This is a genomic window from Janthinobacterium sp. 13 (assembly GCF_002749695.1).
In the GTDB taxonomy this organism is placed as follows: domain Bacteria; phylum Pseudomonadota; class Gammaproteobacteria; order Burkholderiales; family Burkholderiaceae_D; genus Janthinobacterium; species Janthinobacterium kumbetense.
In genome coordinates this window covers 5,503,499-5,523,861 of record NZ_PEEQ01000001.1, presented here as the reverse complement: position 1 = coordinate 5,523,861, position 20,363 = coordinate 5,503,499, and the positions used below count along the sequence as shown (strand labels likewise).

20 protein-coding genes are annotated in these 20,363 nt (G+C 65.8%); 14 read left to right on the top strand and 6 right to left on the bottom strand.

Annotated elements, in window-relative coordinates; all coding sequences use genetic code 11:
* Window positions 1–7 precede the first annotated feature (7 nt).
* The 6 genes from CLU94_RS24335 to CLU94_RS24310 form a co-directional block, all read right to left on the bottom strand.
* On the bottom strand, window positions 8–565 hold the full coding sequence (locus CLU94_RS24335) for a type IV pilus modification PilV family protein (protein ID WP_099667523.1): 558 nt from the start codon (window positions 563–565) through the stop codon (window positions 8–10).
* Window positions 555–1,148 (bottom strand): pilus assembly FimT family protein, encoded by a 594-nt coding sequence (locus CLU94_RS24330; RefSeq protein ID WP_099668475.1) that lies wholly within the window; start codon window positions 1,146–1,148, stop codon window positions 555–557. The genes CLU94_RS24335 and CLU94_RS24330 overlap by 11 nt, the downstream gene beginning before the upstream one ends.
* A gap of 105 nt (window positions 1,149–1,253) precedes the next feature.
* Window positions 1,254–1,829, bottom strand: a complete 576-nt coding sequence (locus CLU94_RS28870) for a pilin (RefSeq protein WP_305052350.1) — start codon at window positions 1,827–1,829, stop codon at window positions 1,254–1,256.
* The gene (locus CLU94_RS24320; protein WP_099667521.1) at window positions 1,799–2,305 is read right to left on the bottom strand and encodes a type II secretion system protein; all 507 of its coding nucleotides are present in this window, start codon (window positions 2,303–2,305) and stop codon (window positions 1,799–1,801) included. The genes CLU94_RS28870 and CLU94_RS24320 overlap by 31 nt, the downstream gene beginning before the upstream one ends.
* Window positions 2,305–3,540 (bottom strand): type II secretion system F family protein, encoded by a 1,236-nt coding sequence (locus CLU94_RS24315; protein ID WP_099667520.1) that lies wholly within the window; start codon window positions 3,538–3,540, stop codon window positions 2,305–2,307. Before CLU94_RS24315 ends, CLU94_RS24320 begins: the two co-directional genes overlap by 1 nt.
* 1 nt (window position 3,541) lies before the next feature.
* On the bottom strand, window positions 3,542–5,245 hold the full coding sequence (locus tag CLU94_RS24310; protein WP_034781098.1) for a GspE/PulE family protein: 1,704 nt from the start codon (window positions 5,243–5,245) through the stop codon (window positions 3,542–3,544).
* A 208-nt stretch (window positions 5,246–5,453) separates the two neighbouring features.
* Here CLU94_RS24310 and CLU94_RS24305 point away from each other — a divergent pair, with 208 nt between their 5' ends.
* From CLU94_RS24305 to CLU94_RS24240, 14 genes are all read left to right on the top strand, one after another.
* Window positions 5,454–6,182: an ABC transporter ATP-binding protein gene (locus CLU94_RS24305; protein WP_099667519.1), complete on the top strand. Its 729-nt coding sequence runs from the start codon at window positions 5,454–5,456 to the stop codon at window positions 6,180–6,182.
* Window positions 6,179–7,693 (top strand): ExeA family protein, encoded by a 1,515-nt coding sequence (locus CLU94_RS24300; protein WP_257218980.1) that lies wholly within the window; start codon window positions 6,179–6,181, stop codon window positions 7,691–7,693. Before CLU94_RS24305 ends, CLU94_RS24300 begins: the two co-directional genes overlap by 4 nt.
* 107 nt (window positions 7,694–7,800) lie before the next feature.
* Window positions 7,801–9,759 (top strand): pilus (MSHA type) biogenesis protein MshL, encoded by a 1,959-nt coding sequence (gene mshL / locus CLU94_RS24295; protein WP_180278757.1) that lies wholly within the window; start codon window positions 7,801–7,803, stop codon window positions 9,757–9,759.
* Window positions 9,756–11,171: a tetratricopeptide repeat protein gene (locus tag CLU94_RS24290; protein WP_099667517.1), complete on the top strand. Its 1,416-nt coding sequence runs from the start codon at window positions 9,756–9,758 to the stop codon at window positions 11,169–11,171. The genes mshL and CLU94_RS24290 overlap by 4 nt, the downstream gene beginning before the upstream one ends.
* A 7-nt stretch (window positions 11,172–11,178) precedes the next feature.
* Window positions 11,179–12,882, top strand: coding sequence for a GspE/PulE family protein (locus CLU94_RS24285; protein WP_099667516.1), 1,704 nt, complete (start codon window positions 11,179–11,181; stop codon window positions 12,880–12,882).
* Window positions 12,882–14,087: a type II secretion system F family protein gene (locus CLU94_RS24280; protein ID WP_099667515.1), complete on the top strand. Its 1,206-nt coding sequence runs from the start codon at window positions 12,882–12,884 to the stop codon at window positions 14,085–14,087. The genes CLU94_RS24285 and CLU94_RS24280 overlap by 1 nt, the downstream gene beginning before the upstream one ends.
* Before the next feature lie 7 nt (window positions 14,088–14,094).
* The gene (locus CLU94_RS24275) at window positions 14,095–15,651 is read left to right on the top strand and encodes a hypothetical protein (protein ID WP_099667514.1); all 1,557 of its coding nucleotides are present in this window, start codon (window positions 14,095–14,097) and stop codon (window positions 15,649–15,651) included.
* Window positions 15,648–16,319, top strand: a complete 672-nt coding sequence (locus CLU94_RS24270; protein ID WP_257218978.1) for a hypothetical protein — start codon at window positions 15,648–15,650, stop codon at window positions 16,317–16,319. Before CLU94_RS24275 ends, CLU94_RS24270 begins: the two co-directional genes overlap by 4 nt.
* Entirely contained in the window at window positions 16,316–16,723 is a 408-nt protein-coding gene (locus tag CLU94_RS24265; RefSeq protein WP_099667513.1) for a hypothetical protein, read from the top strand. The genes CLU94_RS24270 and CLU94_RS24265 overlap by 4 nt, the downstream gene beginning before the upstream one ends.
* On the top strand, window positions 16,720–17,478 hold the full coding sequence (locus CLU94_RS24260; RefSeq protein WP_099667512.1) for a hypothetical protein: 759 nt from the start codon (window positions 16,720–16,722) through the stop codon (window positions 17,476–17,478). The genes CLU94_RS24265 and CLU94_RS24260 overlap by 4 nt, the downstream gene beginning before the upstream one ends.
* Entirely contained in the window at window positions 17,475–18,191 is a 717-nt protein-coding gene (locus tag CLU94_RS24255) for a type II secretion system protein (protein ID WP_099667511.1), read from the top strand. The genes CLU94_RS24260 and CLU94_RS24255 overlap by 4 nt, the downstream gene beginning before the upstream one ends.
* Window positions 18,191–18,964: an ABC transporter permease subunit gene (locus tag CLU94_RS24250; RefSeq protein ID WP_180278756.1), complete on the top strand. Its 774-nt coding sequence runs from the start codon at window positions 18,191–18,193 to the stop codon at window positions 18,962–18,964. The genes CLU94_RS24255 and CLU94_RS24250 overlap by 1 nt, the downstream gene beginning before the upstream one ends.
* Window positions 18,964–19,686: a hypothetical protein gene (locus tag CLU94_RS24245; protein WP_099667509.1), complete on the top strand. Its 723-nt coding sequence runs from the start codon at window positions 18,964–18,966 to the stop codon at window positions 19,684–19,686. The genes CLU94_RS24250 and CLU94_RS24245 overlap by 1 nt, the downstream gene beginning before the upstream one ends.
* A gap of 77 nt (window positions 19,687–19,763) precedes the next feature.
* On the top strand, window positions 19,764–20,336 hold the full coding sequence (locus CLU94_RS24240; RefSeq protein ID WP_099667508.1) for a prepilin-type N-terminal cleavage/methylation domain-containing protein: 573 nt from the start codon (window positions 19,764–19,766) through the stop codon (window positions 20,334–20,336).
* The last annotated feature ends 27 nt before the right edge of the window (window positions 20,337–20,363 follow it).

Here is a 20,363-nt window from a genome sequence, read left to right as displayed (position 1 = left end):
GGAGTACTCATGGGATACTATTCGGCGCATAGCGCACGCGATAGCCGTCGAGCACGATCTGCTGGTCGGCATACGGCACGACCACCTGGATATGCAGGCTTTCCGCCGCAGGCAGGTTGTTCAGGGCTTGCTCGGTGATCGTCACCAAGGCAGTGTAATTCTGGGTGGGGCTGGCAGCCCAGGCATTACCCTGGGCATCCGTCTTGTACTCCGTGGCTGTGCCATACGCGCTCACGTAATCGTTGACGTTGTCGAACGGCCGCCCCGCGCCGTTCGCCTCTTCCCCCGGCCCTTCCGGGATGGCGCAGCCGGCCGGGCTGGTCGCCGTTTCCGCGGCCGGGTCTTGCGGATCGCAATAGGTAAACCGCGCCAGCTGGATTTCTTCCAGCATGCCTTCGGCAATCGCCAGCGCCTGCTTGCGCAGCTGCGGATCGGCGCTGCGCTTTGTCGTCAGGCTCATCACGCCCAGGATGGCGGCCGAGGCCAGGCCGACGATGACGATGAACAGCACCAGTTCGATCAGGGTCACGCCGCGCTCACGCCGGCGCCGCTGGCTAATGGACATAGCCCGTCTCCCCCTCGACCGTGACGACGCGCTCCGTGCCGTCACCCAGGATGCTGATGTTCAGCCGCGCAGGGAAACCCGATAGCGCCGGGAACACATCGTTCTGCGCATATGGCTGGCCCAGCGCGTCGAAATAAAAGCTGGGCTCGCCTTTCACATCGGTGGACAAGGCCACGCCGGACGGACGGCCTTCGCACAGCCAATTGCTTCCCAGGCAATACTGCAGCGTCTCCTTGCTGCCGCTGTTCTTGCCCGCGGGCGGCACCACTTTCTGGTCAGCGCTGCAAACGGCATCGAAGCACAGGGCCACGCTGTTGGCATCGATGCGCACAAACACGGCACGGTTTTGCGCCACCGCAAGTTTTTGCCCGTAGCGCACGATATTCGTCACCTGGTCGGCAAAACCGCGCGCGTCAAAAGTGTCGCGCTGGAAAAACCGGTTGACGGCAAAGGTCGCCAGCAAACCCGCCAGCACCAGCACGGCCACCAGCTCGATCAAGGTGAAGCCGCGTGCAGCCGTACGCCGCAGGCGGCCTGGCGGCCCTGCTTGGCGATGCGGAAAGACTGTTGGTGGCTGCTGCAATGGATGGCCCGTAAAAAAGCCCAACGGGCTGGCGCCTGAGGTTGGGCTGGTGGTGCGCAAGGAAGGCCGGATGTTGCCTGACTTTCCTTGCAGTGTGCTCAAAGATTACTTACACGTACTCGGGTCTGCCAGATCCTTGATGCCTGGGCCGGCGGTAGCGGTGGCAGCGGTATACGTCACCGAGCAGCCCGAGCGCGATGCATCAGGGGACACGGAGAAACCGGTAGCGGAGATCACATAGTCAGGTGTGGCGATGCCTGCGGCAAGTCCAATCCCGGCGGCATCGGCCGTAGGGTAACCATTGGCCCCCGTAATCGGCTGGCCTTCCATTGTTACGGTCTTGGTCGCGTCAGCATTGACCAGCCACTGCGCATGGTACAGGGCAGCGCCCGCCTTGACGGCGCCAGCGGCCGCGTGCATCTTGGCCACGCGCGCATCGGTCGACATGTCGATGAATTTAGGAATCGCCGTGGCGGCCAGGATGCCGAGGATCACGATGACGACGATCAATTCGATCAGGGTAAAACCTGCCTGGGCGCCGCTTTTCATACTACGTAAAGACTTGTTCATTCTTGCTTTCTCCAAAATCAAATAAAAAAACTTCAAAACCAACGCCATGAAACTGTCGCTGCACCGGACCAGGAAGCGCGTCAGTTTGCCGCCGGGTCCGGCGATTTCCACACCACGATATCGGGTTCCTGGGCGAGCTTGTCAAGATCGGCATCCGCACGTGGCAAGGTTACCTTAAATTTCACTAAATCAACCCTTTTACTGGGAAAAATATTGCCATTACTAAACAAATAGATGATTTTTTGTTCTTTTTTATCGTACAGCCAATTCCCCGCAGGTAATTTTTCAAGGTCCGGCTGCGCGAACTCGCCCAGATAGTTGGCCGGCTTATCCATCAGCCAGTCGAACGGGTTTTGCCGCGCCAGCGCCGGCAACCGGTCGCGCCGGTCCGCCAGATATAAATGCAGCACCTGCACCCGCAAGCTGGTGCGCAGCACGCCCAGCATCTGCGCCACGGCCACCTGCTGCGCCTGCTGCTGGTAATAGCTGACCCGGTTCAGGAACACGGCCGTCAGGATGGCGAACACGCCCGCCACCACCGCCAGCTCGAACAGGGTGAAACCGCGCTGGCGGAGCGGTGTTGCCATCAGTGCAGGGCCGCCCGGCCCAGGTCCCAGATCGGCAGGAAGATGCCCAGCGCCAGCACCAGCACCATGGCGCCGAGGAAGACGATCAAAATCGGCTCGATCTGCGCCGACAGGGTTTTCAGCTCGTAATCGACTTCGCGCTCGTACATGTCCGCGATCTCGTCCATCAGGTCGTCGAGCGAACCGGATTCCTCGCCCACGGCGATCATCTGCAGCACCACGGGCGTAAACACGTTGGCCGCGACCGAAGTGCGCAAGATGCTCTCGCCCCGCTCGACGCCGTCGCGCATCTGCTCCACGCGCGCGCTCAGATACGTGTTGTCGACCGTTTGCGACACCACCGTCAGGGCCTGCACGATGGGCACGCCGCTCGTGCTGGACAGGGCGAAGCTGCGCGCGAAGCGGGCCATCGTGCCCTTCAGGATGATCTTGCCGGCGATCGGCAGGCGCAGCTTGGCGCGGTCCCACTTATATAAGCCCTCTTTCGTGCGCAGCCAGGCGCGCCAGCCGAAAAAGCCGCCCACGCCCAGCATCAGCAGGATGGGCCAGTACGCCACCGTAAAGCGCGAGGTGCCGATCAGGATGCGCGTCATCAAGGGCAGTTCCGCATGGAAACTGGCAAACACCTTCTCGAACTGGGGAATGACGAAGATGTTGACCACGATCATGGCGGCCAGCATGGCGAAGACGACGAAGGTCGGGTAGCGCGTCGCCGTTTTCACGCGCGCGCGCATGTCGCGGTCGAATTCCAGGTGGTTGAACAGGCGCAAAAACACTTCATCGAGGCGCCCCGTCATTTCACCCACGCGCACCATCGACAGGTAGAACGGCGTGAAGATGGCGGGATGGCGCGCCATGGCGGCCGACAGTTCGCGGCCCGCGTCGAGCGATTCGCGCACATCCTTGATGATGCGCCCGAACGCGGGACTGATGGCCGACTCCTGCAAGCCGGCCAGGCCGCGCATGATGGGCACGCCCGCCTTGAGCAGCGTGTACAGCTGGCGGCTGAACAATTGCACGTCCATGGGTGTGACCTTTTTCTCGGTCAGCTTGTCCCACCAGCCCAGTTGGTTGGCGCCCGCCTTCGTCACCGTCTGTTTCGTGGCGCTGATATCGACGGGCGTGCTGCCGCCCGCCATCAATTGGTCGGCCACGGCGCCGCTATCGGCGCCTTCCATGACGCCGGTCAACAGTTCGCCGCTGGCGCTGCGCGCCTTGTAGGAGAAAAACGGCACCTCAATCCTCGCTCTGGTTGCTGATGCGCATCGCTTCCATCACCGTCGTGCGGCCCTGGACCACCAGCTGCACGGCGTGGCGGCGCAGGGTTTCGCCCGCCATCTGCGCCGTCGCCACCTTCATGAAGTGGGAAGGATCGGCATGGTTGGCGGCATCGGCCACGGCGCGCGTGATTTCCAGCAATTCATACACGCCCGTGCGGCCCCGGTAACCCATGCCGTTGCAATGCGAACAGCCCTTGCCGTGGAAATACTGGTTGCGTTCGACCAGCTCGCCCAGTTCCAGGCGCAGCCATTCATATTCGTTCGGCGTGGGCGCATACGGCGTGCTGCAGCTTTCGCAGATCACGCGCACCAGGCGCTGCGCCAGCACGGCTTGCAGCGAGCTGCCCACCATGTAGCGGGGCACGCCCATGTCCATCAGGCGCAGCGGCGTGCTGATGGCGTCGTTCGTATGCAGGGTCGACAGCACCAAGTGACCCGTCATGGCGGCGCGCAAGCCGATTTGCGCCGTTTCCTGGTCGCGCATCTCGCCCACCAGCACGATGTCGGGATCTTGCCGCAGGGCCGAGCGCAGCACCCTGGCGAAATTCAGCTCGATCTTGTCGTTGACTTGCACCTGGTTAATGCCCGGCAAGCGGTACTCGACGGGGTCTTCCACCGTGATGAGCTTTTTTTCCACGGAATTGAGTTCGGACAAGGCGCAGTACAGGGTCGTCGTCTTGCCGCTGCCGGTCGGCCCCGTCACCAGCACGAGGCCGTTCGGGCGGCTGACGATGGCGCGGAATTGCGCCACCAGCGCGGGCGGCATGCCGATGGCGTCCAGGCGCAAGGTCGTGCCGCCCTGGTTCAGCAAGCGCATCACCACCGATTCGCCATACTGCGTCGGCATGGTGGAAATACGCACGTCGATACGCTGGTTTTTCACGCGGATGGCGAAGCGGCCATCCTGCGGCAAGCGTTTCTCGGAAATATCGAGGTCCGACATCAGTTTCAGGCGCAGCGCCAGCGAACTGGCGATCTTGCTGTCCGCTTCCGTCTGCAGGTGCAGCACGCCGTCGATGCGGAAGCGGATCTGCAGCCGGCCTTCCTGCGGCTCGATGTGGATGTCCGAGGCGCGCACCTGCGTGGCATCCTCGAACACGGATTGCAGCAGCTTGACGATGGGCGCCTCTTCCAGGCCCGGATTGGCGGCCAGCGCGCCGAAGTCGACGGAAACGTCGCCCAGGTCTTGCTCCAGCTCGCGCGTCAGGGTGGAAATGTCTTCCGTGCGGCGGTAGATGCGGTCGATGGCGGCCAGCACTTCCGTCTCGTTGACGACGGCCAGTTCGATATGGCGCTTGACCAGGCGCGAGATTTCATCGTACGCAAACAGGTCCGTGGGATCGGACATGCCGACCAGCAAGCCCTCGCGGCGGTCTTCCAGCACCAGCGCGCGGAAGCGCCGCGCCTGGGTTTCCGGCAGCAGCCGCACCAGTTCGGGATTGATGTTGAAAAACTTCAGATTGATGTAGGGAATGTCGAGCTGGCGCGCCAGGGCGCCCGAAATCTGCTCTTCCGTGACGAAGCCGTGCTCGACAAAAACGCGGCCCAGCTTGCGTCCCGAACGCTTCTGTTCCGTCAAGGCCTGGCCCAACTGTTCTTCCGTCAGCAATTTCTGCTGCACCAAAATTTCACCGAGCCGGACTTTCTCTGGCCTTGCCATGCTTGCTCCTCGACAGATTCATCAGACGATGCACGCCAGCGGCGCGCGGGGGTATTTTATTCCAGAACCTGTTGTTTCTTAAAGAAAATACATTCCATCATTTGATTTTTGCGCATTTCAACACTCGGCAAGTAAACACTTGCCGCCCGCCGGCACCCATGGCAATAATGGCGGTCGTACCCCGTCTTGCCTGCCGACCATTGCCACTATGAACGCCTGCGCCATCGAGTTCCACAACGTGCATCTGCAGCTGGCGGGCAGCGCCGTGCTGCGCGGCGTCGACCTGCAGGTGCGCGCGGGAGAACTGTTCGGCCTGGTTGGCGTGAATGGCGCAGGTAAGACTTCCCTGCTGAAATGCCTGCTGGACTTCTGTACGCCGGAGCGGGGCGAAATCGCCATCTTCGGCCAGCCGCACCGGCATGGCGCGGCGCGCCAGCCCCTGTCGTTTCTGCCGGAACGCTTCCAGGCGCCGTATTACCTGACGGGCGGCGACTTCCTGCGCTACCTGGCGCGCCTGCACAAGGTGCACCCCGATGCGCAAGCGCTGCAACAAACCCTGGACGCGCTGGACCTGGCGCCGGACGCCCTGCTGCGCCCCGCGCGCGAGTATTCGAAAGGCATGATGCAGAAACTGGGGCTGGCCGCATGCTTGCTATCGGGCAAGCCGCAACTGGTGCTCGATGAACCGATGAGCGGACTCGACCCGAAGGCGCGCGCGCAATTCAAGCAAGTCTTGCGGCAAGCGCGTGCGCAAGGCCGCGGCGCCCTGCTCACTTCGCATGCGCTGGCCGACGTGGAAGAATTGTGCGACCGCATGGCCATCCTGCATGGGGGCCGCATCGTGTTTACGGGCACGCCCGCCGAATGCCGCGCGCGTCACGGCGGCGCGCAAGACGCCAGCCTGGAGCAGGCTTTCCTCAATTGCATCGCGGCATGAACGCCGACACGCACGTCCCGCCCTCCACGCCGCCCGGACGGCCGTATGCGCCCTCGCCGCACGGCATGTATCTGCGCCATTTCGGCTTGCGCACGGCGCCGTTCGGCATCACGCCGGACCCGGCCTTCTTTTATATGGGCAATACGCGGGGCGAGCTGCTCGCTGCGCTGCTGTATGCCGTCATGCAAGGCGAAGGCATCATCAAGCTGACGGGCGAAGTGGGCAGCGGCAAGACCATGCTGTGCCGCATGCTGGCCGAACGCCTGCCGCCCCAAGTCGACGTGCTGTACCTGCTCAATCCCCGCCTGGAACCGGACGACGTCCTGCACGCCATCGCCGCCGAACTGGGCCTGGAACTGGATGGCTGCCGCGCCGATGCCGTCCTGCGCGCCCTGCACGGCGAGCTGATCGCCAGGCATGCGGCGGGACGCCAGGTGGTGTTGCTGGCCGAAGAAGCGCAAGCCATGCCGGGCGCCACCCTGGAAGCGCTGCGCCTGTTGACGAACCTGGAAACGGCCAGCCACAAGCTGCTGCAGATCGTCCTGTTTGGCCAGCCGGAATTGCAGCATACCCTGGACTTGCCCCAGTTCCGCCAGTTGAAGGAACGCATCACCCACAGTTTCAGCGTGCCGCGCCTGCCGCCAGCCTTGCTGGACGACTATCTGGCATGCCGCCTGGCCGCCGCCGGCCGCCCGGCGCCGCTCGTTTTTACGCCGGCCGCGCGGCGCCGGCTGGCGCGCGCGGCGCAGGGCATCGTGCGCAGGATCAATATCCTGGCCGACAAGGCCTTGCTGGCCGCGTTTGCGGACGATGCGCAGGAAATCAGCGCGCGCCACGTGCGCCTGGCCATCGCCGACAGCCCCTTTTACCGCCCGCCCTGGCATGCGGGCAAGCTGCTGGCAGGCGCCTTGAGCGCGCTGATGCTGTTGCTGGCCTTTGCTCTGCTGTGGCAATGGCAGGCAGGCAGCGAGGATCGGACTGCGGCGACAGCCAGCATGGCGACGCCGGCAAGCCAGGCATCCCAGGCACGCTCCGCCGCGCCCGCCGACGCGGCCCCAGGCACGCTCAAGGCAGCGCTTATGCGCGCACCGCAGCCCGCCCCGTCGACGCTGCTCGACAGCAAGCTGGCCGAATCGCGCGACTGGCTGGCGCGACAAGGGCCGAAGCAACTGGTGCTGCACATCGCCAGCCTGCCCGCCACCGAGACAGTTGCGGCGGAAACCTTCCTGCGGCAGGCGCAGCAAGCCACCGGCCTGCACGACCTCCACGTGTTTCGCCTGCCTGGCGCCACGCCCGCAACCGCGTCTGCGCCCGCAAATACGCCGCCCGCGACCTCCGCCGCGCGCCTGCTCATCGTCTATGGCAGCTTTGCCGACCAGGCCAGCGCCGAAGCCGTGTGGGCCAGGCTAGCCCCGGCGTCGCCGCAGAAAATATTGCTGAGCGACATAGACAGTATCCGCACAGAAATAAAAGCCCTGACACCGGAAAAACCGGGGCGTGGCGCCCCCTGACTTTATTTCAGCATATTGCCTCCCAAGCCTGCACAGCCGATTGCTTTTAAGCGATCATGCTGGGTAAAATTACAAAAGCACAACACGACTTCAAGGGCGAACTTTTCATGACTCAACACCCTATTCCTGTGCTGACCTCTTGGGTCGCCCTCGCCTGCAGCACCATGCTGGCCGGCTGCGCCACGCATCAAACGCCGCTGTCGCCGGCCCACCTCAATGCCGCGCCCGTCGCCGCCGGCGTCATTCCCGAACCGGTGCAGCAAAGCAGCGCGCTGGCCGCGCCCCTGCCCGCGCCCAAGGTGGAAACCTACAGCGTCACCGTGCACAAGGTGCCCGTGCAATCGCTGCTGTTTGCGCTGGCGCGCGACGCGGGCATGAATATCGACATCCACCCGCAGATCGAAGGCAGCGTCACCCTGAATGCGCTGAACCAGACCCTGCCGCAATTGCTGGCGCGTATCGGCAAGCAAGTCGATATGCGCTACGAAATCGATGGCAAGAACCTGACGGTGCTGCCCGACGCGCCCGTCTGGCGCACTTACAAGGTCGATTACGTCAACATGGCGCGCAGCACCAACAGCAGCGTGAATATCGCCACGCAAATCTCCACGGCGGGCGGCGGGTCGAACAACGCCAGCAACCCCGTGGGCAGCACGCAAGGCAGCGGCGGCAACGGCAATAACAATTCGACCACCCTCGTCGTGAATCGTTCGGAAAATAATTTCTGGTACAGCCTGGAAAAGAATATCCGCGACCTGCTGCGCGAGACCACGCTCAACGACGTGCAGGTGGACCCGCTGGCGCAGCTGAACCAGCAATTGACGAGCATGCCAGGCCAGCAGGGACAGCAAGGCCAGCAGCAGAACCAGGCCGGCGCCTACCCTGCCGCCGGTGCGGCGGGCCAGTACGGCGTCCAGCCGCCGATGCAGTATGGCAACCCGAACGGGAGCCAGAATGCGCCGGGCCAGCAGGCGCCCGGCCAGAATGCGGCTCCCGGCCAGCCGCTGGACGCGAACGGCATGCCGCTGCTCAAACTGGCCAACAAGGGCAGCCCCTCGTCCGTGGTGGTCAACGTAGAGGGCGGCCTGATCGCCGTGCGCGCCACGGGGCGCCAGCATGAAAAGATCGCCGAATTCCTCGACGCGGTATTGCACAGCGCCAAGCGGCAAGTGCTGATCGAGGCAACCATCATCGAAGTGCGCCTGAGCAATGAATACCAGCAAGGCATCAACTGGTCGCGCCTGACGGGCAGCCTGCAATTGCGCCAGGGACAAGTGGGCACGGCGGGCCTGTCCAGCGGCGTCACGCCGAACGCCACGCCCGGCATCTTCCTGCTCAATTATCTGAAGGACAGCTTTTCCACCACCATCCAGCTGCTCGAATCGTTCGGCAAGGTGAAAGTGCTGTCCAGTCCGAAGATCAGCGTGCTGAACAACCAGACGGCCATGCTGAAGGTGGTCGACAACAATGTCTTCTTTACCATCAAGGTGACGCCCGCCGTGATCAGCTCGACGGGCACAATCACCACGCCGGCCACCTATGAATCGAAGCTGGAAACGGTGCCCGTCGGCTTCGTCATGAGCGTCACGCCGCAGATTTCCGACAGCGATGAAGTGACCCTCAACGTGCGCCCCACCATCACGCGCATCGTCGGCTACGTGCAAGACCCGAATCCGGCCCTGGCCACGGCCAACGTGCAAAGCCGCGTGCCCGTGATCCAGGCGCGCGAGCTGGAATCGATCATGAAAGTGGGCAATGGCCAGATCGCCGTGATGGGCGGCCTGATGCAAGACTCCATCGACAATGCCAAGGATGGCGTGCCGGGCCTGTCCAGCCTGCCCTTGGTGGGCAATCTGTTTACCTACCGCAATGAGGCAAGCAGCAAGACGGAGCTGGTGATCTTCATGCGCCCCGTCGTCGTCAAGGATGCCAGTGTCGAGGGCGATTACCGCGATTACCGCTACCTGCTGCCCGGCCAGGCGCCGCTCAACACCCAGCCCTACACGGATGGCCCGCCAGCGGCGCCCGTCCGGCCGCAGGCGCGCTTGCAGGGAGACTTCCCATGAGCTTGCTGATGCAGGCGCTCAAGAAAGCCGAGCGCGCCAAACAGAACAGCCTTTCCGACGAAGAACTGGAAAAGCCGTCCGAAGCCTACGACCAGGTGCTGGAACTGGCGCCGGCCGACGCCCTGCCGCCCCGTCCCGCACCGGCGCCAGCGCCCGTGCAGCCGGCAAGCACCTTGCGCCTGGAACCGCTGGCGGACGCGCCCGCGCCGCAGCCAGCGTCCAGCGGCGCCCAGCCGGAGCCACAGCCTGGGTCGCAGCAAGGCGCGCAGTCAGGCCCGCCGCCCGAGCCGCCGCGCGCCCGTCCGGAAGCGCCGCCCGCCCGGCCACGCGCCAGCCGCAGCAATCCGCCGCCGAAAGGCCCCACCGGACCCATCAGCGTCGACCCGGTCACCGTGCGCCTGGCCGTGCTGCTGGCGATCCTGCTGCTGGTGGTCGGCTCCATGGCGTACTGGTATTGGCGCGCCAGCACCAGCCCCGGCGCGGGCGCCAACTTGCCCGGCGTGCCCATGCCGCTGACGGATGCCCCTGGCACGGCCGGCGTTGCCGGCCCCGTCGTGGTGGTGCCGGCGACGGGTGCCGCGCCGCCGGACGCCATGACGCCCGCGGCGCTGCCGCCCGACACCCCGCGCGACGCGCGCCAGCCAGAGTCAGCACAGGACCAGCAGGCGATGATACAGGCGGCGGCCCAGGCCGCCGTAGCGGCGCAGCTGGCGCACATGGCGCCGCCCGCAGCGCCCAGCCTGCCACCGGTGGCCGCGCCCGACAACAGCCAGATCCAGGTGCAGCGCAGCGTGGCCGCGCCGCAAATCAACCCCGACGTGCAGCAAGCCTATCAAGCCTTCAACGGGGGCCAGTTGGGTCTTGCTCGTCAGCAATATGAAACGGTGCTGCGGCAGGATGCCACCAACCGCGATGCGCTGCTGGGCCTGGCGGCAGTGGCCCTGCGCGAAAACCAGGGCGCGCAGGCGGCGGCCCTGTACGTGCGTTTGCTGGAAATCAATCCCGACGATGGCGAGGCGCTGGCCGGCCTGATCGGGCTGCGCCAGGGCGACGTGGCGCAGAGCGAGGCAAAATTGAAAGCCATCCTGGCGCGCAACCCCGACAGCGCCCCCGTGCTGTTTGCACTGGGCAATGTGTACGCCAAGCAGCGCCGCTGGAACGAAGCGCAGCAGCAATTCTTCCGCGCCTACGGCGCCGCGCCGGGCAACCCCGACTATGCCTTCAACCTGGCCGTGGGCCTGGACCGGCTGAACCAGCCCCGGCTGGCCGCCACGTATTACCAGCGCGCCTTGACCCTGGCGCAGACGACGCCCGCCGCCTTCGACCAGGCCGTCGTGCAAACGCGCTTGCGCGAACTGGCGGCCCCTGCGGCCCCGGCCGAGCCGGCCATCATCCCCCCCCGTCAGGAATAAGCATCACATGGCAGAACAGGCAAAACTTCCCCTCGGCAAGCTGCTGATCCAGAAAGGCGTGATCAGCGAAGACCAGCTGCGCATCGCCCTGATCGAGCAGCGGCGCAGCAGCGAACCGCTGGGCAAGCTGCTGATCACCCTGGGTTTTGTCACGGAAGCCACCGTGCGCGAGGCGCTCAGCGAAAACCTGAAACAGGTCAGCGCGGACCTGTCCAGCCTGGTGGTCGACGCCATCGCATTAAAGCTGATACCGAAGGACGTGGCCAAGCGCTACCGCGTCTTTCCCATCGTCTACGAGCGGCAGGCGGATAACCTGATCCTGGCCATGGCCGACACGAGCAACATCGTTGCGCTCGATCAAATCAGCGCCATGCTGGTCAAGGGCATCACGATTTCCACCGTGCTCGTCAACGAATCGGACATTTCGCGCGCCATCGACCAGTACTATGGCTTCGAACTGTCGATCGACGGCATCCTGCACGAAATCGAAACGGGCGAAGTCAGCTATCAAAGCATGGCCTCGCCGTCGGACGAATACAGCCAGCCCATGGTGCGCCTGATCGATGCGCTGCTGGCCGACGCCGTGCAGAACGGCGCCTCGGACATCCATTTCGAGCCGGAACAGTCGTTCCTGCGCATCCGCTACCGCATCGACGGCATCCTGCGGCAAATCCGCAGCCTGCACAAATCGTACTGGCCGGCCATGGCCGTGCGCCTGAAGGTGATGTCGAACATGAATATCGCCGAGGCGCGCGCGCCGCAGGATGGGCGCATCAGCATCAAGTTTTCCGGGCGGCAAATCGACTTCCGCGCGTCGGCGCAGCCCACCACGCATGGCGAAAACGTCGTGCTGCGCGTGCTGGACCGGCAAAAGGGCATCGTGCCGCTGGACGCCTTGGGCCTGGCCGAGGCGGAACTGAACTTGTTGAAACTCATGATCGCGCGCCCCGACGGCGTGATCCTCGTGACGGGCCCGACGGGCAGCGGCAAGACCACCACCCTGTATTCGATACTCAACCATATCAATACGGAAAGCGTCAACATCATGACCCTGGAGGACCCGGTCGAGTATCCGATGAACATGATACGCCAGACCTCCGTCAACGAATCCGTCAAGCTGGGCTTTGCCGACGGCATCCGCTCGATGATGCGGCAAGACCCCGACATCATCCTCGTGGGCGAGATCCGCGACCGCGAAACGGCGGAAATGGCGTTTGCCGCCGCCATGACGGGCCACCAGGTGTATTCCACCCTGCATACGAGCTCGGCCATCGGTTCCGTGGCGCGCCTGCTCGACATCGGCATCTTGCCCGACATCATGGCCGGCAACATCATCGGCATCGTGGCGCAGCGCCTGGTGCGGCGTTTGTGTCCGCATTGCAAGGAAACCGTCATCGCCGATACCATCGAACGGCGCCTGCTGGGCCTTGCACCCGAAGCGCCCGCCGTCAGCATCTGCCGCGCCGCCGGCTGCGAACGCTGCGCGCACCAGGGCTACAAGGGCCGCCTGGCCATCATGGAAATCCTCAAGATGACGGCCGAACTCGATGAATTGACGGCGCGCCGCGCCAGTTTGCGCGAGCTCAAGGCCGCGGCGCGCGCGGCCGGCTTCAAGGGCATCGTCGACGACGGCATGCGCCGCGTGCTGGAAGGCGTCACCACCTTGGAAGAAGTGGGCCGCGTGGTCGACCTGACGGAAAGGCTGGCCTGATGGCGCAATATGTCTATCGCGCAATGGATGCGGCCGGCGCCCTGATTCCCGGCAGCATGGAGGCGGCCAACGTGCCGGACCTGGAAGCGCGCCTGCACCGCATGCAGCTCGACTTGATCGACTGCAAGATCACGGGCCAGTACCTGGTGCTGCTGGGCAAGCGCATCATCCACCGCCGCGACCTCATCAATTTCTGCTTCCACATGGAGCAATTGACGGGCGCGGGCGTGCCCATCCTGGAAGGCTTGAACGACTTGCGCGAAAGCACGGACCACCCGCGCCTGCGCGAAGTCGTCACGGACCTGATCGAAAGCATCGAGGGCGGCCTGCCCCTCTCGGGCGCGCTGGCCCAGCATGGCGACATCTTCGACGCCACGTTCACCAGCCTGATACTGGCGGGAGAACAGAGCGGCCGGATCGCCGACGTCTTCAAGAACCTGTCGGAAAGCCTGAAATGGCAGGATGAGCTGGCCTCGCAGACGCGCAAGATCGTCATGTACCCCGTCGTCGTCGCCATCGTCGTGGCGGCCGTGACGTTTTTCCTGATGATCTATCTGGTGCCCCAGCTGACGGCGTTCATCCGCAACATGGGCGGCGAACTGCCGCTGCACACGCGCGTGCTCATTGCCGTGTCGAATGTCTTCATCGATTACTGGTATCTGCTGCTGGCCTTGCCCGTGCTGCTGTTTTTCGGCTTGCGCGCGCTCATCCGCCGCAGCGAGGCGGCCCGCTACGCCTGGGATGGCTTGAAACTGCGGCTGTGGCTGGTCGGTCCTGTGCTGCACAAGATCATCCTGGCCCGCTTCGCCACGTTTTTTGCCCTGATGTATGCCTCCGGCATCACCATCCTCGAATGCATCCGCCTGTCCGAGGGCATCGCCGGCAACCAGGTGGTGGCGGCCGGCCTGCGCCGCGCCGCCCAGCTGATCAGCGAAGGTTACGGCGTCACCGCCGCTTTCCAGCACACGGGCATCTTCCCGCCGCTGGTGATCCGCATGCTGAAAGTGGGCGAGTCCACGGGTTCGCTGGACACGGCCTTGCGCAATGTCAGTTACTTTTACAACCGCGAAGTGAAGGAATTGATTGAGAAAGTGCAAGCCATGATCGAGCCGGCCATGACGGTCATCCTGGGCCTGCTGCTGGGCTGGATCATGCTGTCGGTGCTGGGGCCGATCTACGACACCATCAGCACGATCAAAACCTGAGGCCGCCGTGTTCCGCAAACAATTACTCTACCTCACCAGCGACGCCCTGTGCGCCTACGACTGGAACCACGGCGTGCTGGGCCCCGGCCAGGCCTTCCCCGCCAGCGCGGCCGGGCTGGACGGCTTCGCCGCGTGGCTGGAAGACCCGCAGGAGCGCAGACTCGACGTGCCCGCCTACCTGCTGACGGACTTGATCGAGGAAGATTTTCAGCATCAGCTCGTGCCCCACGTGCGCGGCAAGGCGGGCCGCGCCCTGCTGGAGCGGCGCAAGCAGCAGTTACACCGCGACACGCCCTACCGGGGCAGCACCCTGCTGGGGCGCGAAAGCACGGGCCGCCACGACGACCAGGTATTGTTTTTCGCCCTCACCAATCCCACCTTGCTGCAACCGTGGACGGAGGCGCTCGAACACTTGCGCGTGCCCGTGGCCGGCATCTACTCGACCAGCCTGCTCAGTATCGCGCTGGTCAAAAAGCTGTCGATCGCGCATGAACACTTGCTGCTGGTGACGCAGCAATCGGGCGGCTTGCGGCAAAGTTACTATGAAAAGGGCCAGCTGCGCTTTTCGCGCCAGACGGCGACCATCGCGCTCGACGGCGTGGCCGTGAATATCGCGCTGGAAACGGAAAAGACACGGCAATTTCTCACCAGCACGCGCATGCTGGCGCGCGGCGACGTCCTGAATACCGTCATCCTGGCGCCGGCCGCACAGATCGCCAAGCTCGAACTGCTGTGCGACAACGGCGTCGAAGTGGCTTACCACTTCATCGACCTGCAGCTGGCCGGCGAACGGGTGGGCTTGCGCCAGACGCCGGCGCTGGCCGACGAATTACTGCTGACCTTGCTGGGCAAGCATCCGCCGTCCAGCCACTATCCGCCCGGCGCGCTGGCCCGCTATTACCACTTCCAACGCGCGCGCAAGACGCTGTACGGCGCCAGCGCCCTGATCGGCGCATCGGCCGCCCTGTGGTGCGTGATCAATTTGCTTGGCGGCATCGCCGACGGGGCCAGCACGCAGCGGCTGGCGCAGGAAACGGCGTCCTACCAGGAGCGTTACCGCAGCGTCATGTCGACCCAGCCGCCGGCGCCGGCCAAGACGCAGAACATGAAAGTGGCCGTCACCCTGGGCCAGATGATCGCCAGCCAGGCGCCGGAGCCGGGCCGCCTGCTGGGCATGCTGAGCGCCGCGCTGGACCAGGCGCCGCAGGTCGCGCTGGGCCAGCTGCACTGGCACGCGGGCCAGGCGCCCGCGCGCGCGGCCGCGGGCCAGCCGCCGCAGCAGCAGACTGCGCCGCCCCGCAGCGCCCTGGCCGGCATCCCTGTCGCGCCGCCGCAGGCGCTGCGCCTGGAAGCGGACGTAGCCATGCCGAACAATGACTACCGCGCCGCGCTGGCCGCCATCACGGCCTTCGCGCAAACGCTGGCGCGCCAGCCGCGCATGCAGGTGACGATCGAGGAAACGCCGCTCGACCTGCGTCCCAGCGTGGCCCTGTCCGGCAAGAGCGCCGCGCCGGCGCAGGACAGCCAGGCCCGCTTTACCCTCTTGCTGGAGTGGCAGCCATGAGCGGCCCCGTGAAGCAGCCGCCCCTGCCCGGCATGCAGCGGGCAGGCACGCCCACGCGCACCCTGCCCGCCTGGCTGGGCGAACTGCACCTGGTACGCGCCGCCCTGCTGTGCTTTGCGCTGACCTTGCTGGCCAGCCTGCTGCTGCTGAGCCTAACCGCCGCCTATCGCATGCGCGAAGCGCAACAGCTGTACCTGGCCCAGCACACGCGCACGGCGGCGGCCACCCTGTTCAACCACGCGGAAGCGGAAAAGCAGGAAATCCGCGCCTACGAACCGCAATTTTTGGCCCTGCGCCAGCGCGGCCTGATCGGCGAGGAAAACCGCCTGGCCTGGATCGACGCCATCCGCCGCAGCCAGGAACAGCGCAAATTGCTGCCGATCAGCTATGACATCAGCCCGCAGCAAGCGCTGCCCGTGCCGTTGCCCATGGTGATGGGGCAATATCACCTGCGCGGCAGCCGCATGCGCCTGCAGATGGATTTGCTGCACGAAATGGACTTGCTGAATCTGTTTGACGATTTGCGCCAGGCCGGCTATTTTGCCGTGCAGGATTGCACGCTCAAGCGCCATGGCACGGCCGGCGGCGAGGCGGTGCCGACCCTGGGCGCCGAATGCGAACTGCTGTGGCTAACCGTCAACAGCGTGCCCGTGCCGGGGCGGCCATGAGATCCGCCCGCATCCTGTGCGCGCTGCTGGCCGGCGCCGCGCTCACGGCGCAGGCACAGCCGCTGGGACGTTTATTCCTGTCGCCCCAGCAGCGCGCCCAGCTCGACGCGCAGCGCCACGGGCCGCCGCCACCCGATCCCGCCCTGGCTGCCCCCGCGCCCCCGCCACCGGCGCCGCCCGCGCCGCCCGTGGAATTGAATGGCGTGGTGCAGCGCAGCAGCGGCCGCTCCACCGTCTGGCTGAACCAGGAAGCGCAGAACGAGCCGCACAACCGCCTTGCCCGCGACAAGCCCGGCACCCTGACCCTGCGCCTGTCGAATGGCCAGGCGGTGCTGCTGAAACCTGGCCAGCGCTACGACCCGGCCAGCGGCACGGTCACCGAGGCGCAGGAGGCGCCGCCATGACGCCACGGCAAGCTCATTGTCAACCTCATCGGCAAGCTCATCGGCAAGCTCGTCGCCAGCGCGGCGCCGCCCTGTTGCTGCTGGTGGCCGTGCTGGGCCTGGGCGCGGCCAGCCTGCTGATCAGCGCCTTTGGCCGCAAGACGGGCGAGGCCGAACGCCAGCAGCGCACGCTGGACACCCTGGCGCAAGCGCGCGAAGCCCTGCTGGGCTTTGCGGCGGTCAATGGCCGCCTGCCCCGTCCGGCCGCCTCCGCCCTCGACGGGCGCGAACGGGCCGCCGACTGCGCCGACGATGCCGCCTGCAGCGGCTTCCTGCCGTGGGTGGCGCTGGGCGTGGCGGGCAGCGACGCCTGGGGCAAGCTGCTGCGCTACAGCGTCACGCCGGAAATGGCGCGCGCGCCCATCGTCTCGTTTTCCGCCGTCGCCAACCGGGTCGTGCTCGAGCGCGACGCCCGCGGCGAATTCGCCTTCGTCGCGGGCCAGGCACTGTGCGACGTCAGCGTCGAATGCCTGCCCGTCGTGCTGTTCTCGCAAGGCAAGAATCACTACGGCACGGCCGCCAGCGGCGTGACGCAGATCAATACGGCACGCGGCAATCTCGACGAAGCCGCCAACGACCGCGCCAGCCGCAGTTTCATCGCCCGCCCCGCCACCGACAATGCCGCGCTGCCCGGCGGCGCCTTCGACGACATGCTCACCTGGATTACCTTGCCCACCCTGTACCAACGCATGCGCGCCGCGCGCAACCTGCCATGAACCCCCGCCCGCATCCTTCGCGCCGCCAGGGCGGCTTTTCCCTGATCGAGATCGCCATCGTGCTCGTCATCGTGGGCTTGATGATAGGCGGCCTGGTCACGCCCTTGACGGTGCAGCTGGAACAGCGCAAGGTGGCCGAGACGCAACAGGCGCTGAATGAAGCGAAGGAAGCGCTGACGGGCTACGCGCTGCGCTACGGCTACCTGCCCTGTCCCGCCATCTCCGCCATGAGCGGCCTGGAAGACCGGCGCGGCACCCGCTGCACGGGCGAAAAGCGCGCCGGTTTCCTGCCCTGGGCCACCCTGGGGCTGCGCCAGGGCGACAGCTGGAACAATCTGTTCCGCTACAGCGTGACGCCGGCCTTCAGCGACAGCGGCCAACTTTTCAGCCTGTCGACGCCGCGCGACATCAGCATCGTCACGCGCAATGGCGGCGTGCTGCTGCAGGCGACGGCCTTGAACGACATCCCCGCCATGATCATGTCGCACGGCAAGAACGGTTTCGGCGCCACGGGCGTGCAGGGCCAGCGCCAGGCCGTGCCTTTCGGCAACAATGTCGACGAGCGCAACAATGCCTCGAACGCCACCACCGTCATCAGCCGCGCCGCCAGCGGCCCGCAGCAGCCCGGCGGCGAGTTCGACGATATCGTCGCCTGGCTGTCGCCGAACATCCTGTTCAACCGCATGGTGGCCGCGCAAAGGCTGCCCCGCTGATGCCCATGCTCTCGCCCGCCGCCACCATCGCCCGCTACACCTTGCTCGAAGCGCTGCGCAGCCGCCTGCCGTGGCTGTTCCTGCTGGCCGCCTGCGGCGCCGCCGCCCTGGCCGGCTTCCTGCAGCAACTGGCGCTGACGGAAAGCGGCGCCGTGCAGGCGGCGCTGCTGGCGGCCGCCTTGCGCCTGGCCGGCGTCTTCCTGCTGGCCACCTTCATCATCACCAGCATGGCGCGCGAAGCGGCCGACCGGGGCCTGGAACTGCTGCTGGCGCTGCCCATGCCGCGCGCCGCCTACCTGCTGGGCAAGCTGCTGGGCTACGGGGCCCTGGCGGCCGTGCCCGCCGTGCTGTTCGGCCTGCTGATGGCCTTGTTCGCCGCGCCCGCGCAAAGCGCGCTGTGGGCGCTGTCGCTGCTGGGGGAATTGTGGATCGTCGCCGCCTTCAGCCTGCTGTGCGCGGCCAGCCTGCAGCAGGCCCTGCCGGCGCTGGCCGCGACCAGCGGTTTCTATGTGCTGGCGCGCATGCTGGGCAGCCTGCAACTGCTGGCGCACGGCCCGCAGGCGGGCGACTCGCTGGCGCAGCGGGCCACGGCCGGCGCCATCGACGTGCTGGCCCTGCTGCTGCCCCGCCTGGACGCCTTTGCGCGCACGGAATGGCTGCTGTACGCCACCGGCGACTGGCCAGCCCTGGCCAATGTGGCGGCGCAAACCGGCATCTACGTGGCCTTGCTGGCCAGCTGCGCGCTGTGCGACTTTTACCGCAGGAACATCTGATGGCCGCCGCCCAGCGCCCCTGGAGCAGCGTGCCGCGCCCCCTGTGCTGGCTGCTGGCGGCATGCCTGTTGCTGCAGCTGGGCTGGCGCCTGGCGCAGCAGCAAGCGCCGGCGCGGGCGCGGCCCCTGCCCGCCGCGCCGCCGGCGGGCGTGGCGCGCCTGGCCAGCTTGGGCGAGCCGCTGGCCATGTCGAAAGCCATGCTGCTGTACCTGCAGTCGTTCGAAGACCAGGCCGGCGTCAGCCTGCCGTGGCGCCAGCTCGACTATGACCGCCTGGCCGGCTGGCTGGAGACGGCGCAAACGCTCGATCCGCGCAGCCAGTATGCGCTGGTGGCCGCCAGCGAAGTGTACGCGGGCGTGGCAGACCCGCAGCGCGTGCGGCGCATGCTGGCCTTTGTCGCCGCCAGCTTCGCGGCCGACCCGCAGCGCCGCTGGCCCGCCATGGCGCAGGCGGCGCTGGTGGCGAAGCACCAGCTGCGCGACCTGCCGCTGGCCCTGTCGTATGCGCGTGAACTGCGGCGGCTGGCGACGGGTCCGCAAGTGCCATCCTGGGTGCGCGAGATGGAAGCGTTCATCCTGGAAGACATGGACCAGCTCGACAGCGCCCGCCTGGTGATCGGCGGCCTGCTCGCCAGCGGCCAGATCAGCGATCCGCACGAACTGGCCTTCCTCGCGCGCCGGCTCGACGAACTTGCCAAGAAGAAAGCAAAGGCCACGCCATGACCCTGCCCTGCGCGCCCGGCACCAAATGCAGTAAACTGCCAACCCAAGCTGTCGCACTTTTTTTCCAAGGAAATCCCATGCCCCCACGCCGCCAGCACGGCTTTACGCTCGTAGAAATCGCCATCGTCCTGGTCATCATCGGCTTGCTGCTCGGTGGCGTGCTCAAGGGACAAGGCTTGATCGACAGCGCCAAGGTGAAAAACATCATCCAGCAATCGAATGCGCTGACGGCCGCCGTCAACGCCTACCAGGACAAGTTCCGCGCCCTGCCCGGCGACGACCTGCAGGGCACCCTGCACGTGCCCAATTCGGCCGGCAACGGCAATGGCGACGGCCAGATCGGCGACGGCCAGCCGCGCGAATTCACCCTGGCGCCGCAGCACCTGGCGCTGGGCGGCTTCATCACCGGCTCGTTCAACGGCACCTCGCAATTCATGACCAGCGCCCAGGGCGGCGCCGTCTACCTGTACAACGACGAAGTGGGCGGCCGCGCCGGCAACGGCATCCGTTTCGACAACTTGCCCGAAAGCTACGCGGAACAGATCGACAGCAAACTCGACGATGGCGTGGCCAGCACGGGCAGCGTCCGGGCGAACATGCCCTATGGCAATGCCGGTGCTATCATCCCCCGCACCGCCGTCTTCTTCTGAGCCGTCAGTCACTATCAAAGGAATACC